At 61.2% G+C, this 973-nt stretch carries 1 pseudogene; it reads left to right on the top strand.

Annotated elements, in window-relative coordinates:
• Positions 1 to 49: 49 nt before the first annotated feature.
• Positions 50 to 959 (top strand): annotated as a pseudogene (locus QP140_RS09735) (IS5 family transposase).
• Positions 960 to 973: the final 14 nt, after the last annotated feature.

Genomic DNA, 973 nt, shown 5'->3' with positions numbered 1-973 from the left:
CTAGGGCGTGTCTCCTAATTGTGGGCCTGTGCTCGAGCATGATTGAGGTGTGTCACAACGGTCTAGATTTACGCAGTTCACGAATGCACAGTGGGAGCGAGTTGAACCACTTCTGCCAACGAATGAGGGCCGTAAAGGCCGCCCGTTTGGTGATAGCCGCCGCGTTGTAGAGGGCATCATCTACCGGTACCGCACCGGAATCCCGTGGCGAGATCTCCCCGACCGGTATGGTCCCTGGCAGACGGTGTGGAAGCGGCATCGCCGCTACGCAACCGACGGCACCTGGGACCGCGTATTCGCGCACATCCTCGCCGAGGCCGATGCAGTGGGCGACATTGACTGGAACGTGTCAATCGACGCGACGATCAACCGTGCTCATCAGCACGGTACGAACCTGCCGCGCCCTGATCAGGACACAGGGGGCTCTATCGAATTACAAGAATCTGCCGTTATGCGAGATTGAACCGGCAGGTCACGGGATCGGGAGATCACGCGGAGGGTTGAGCACGAAGGTACATTTTGCTGTCGAGGGGCATGGCCGGCCGCTGTCGATTGTGGTGACGGGCGGGCAACGCCATGATGGCGCGATGTTGCAGGAAGTCCTCGGCGATATTCGGGTCCCGAGAATTGGGTGCGGGCAGGCGCGGACGCGCCCTGATGCGTTGCTTGCTGATCGCGGGTACACGTCACGGGTGAACCGCGCGTATCTGCGTGAGCGCGGCATCGCCGCGGTGATTCCGGAGAAGTCTAATGAGATCGCTGCCAGGAAGCGTAAGGGTCGTGCTGGCGGGCGACCGCCCGGGTTTGATGCGGAGCTGTACAAAGACCGCAACGTGGTCGAGCGGGCCTTTGGGTTGATGAAGCAGTGGCGCGGGCTTGCGACGCGTTATGACAAGCTCGCGGTCACGTATCGCGCGGGAGTGGTGCTTGCGGCGATTCTGGTCTGGTTACGCATATAAGAGACACGCCCTAG

This window comes from Corynebacterium sp. UMB9976, assembly GCF_030212265.1.
GTDB lineage: Bacteria > Actinomycetota > Actinomycetes > Mycobacteriales > Mycobacteriaceae > Corynebacterium.
Note: the sequence above shows the minus strand (reverse complement) of the source record. Positions and strands in the feature narration are given on the sequence as shown.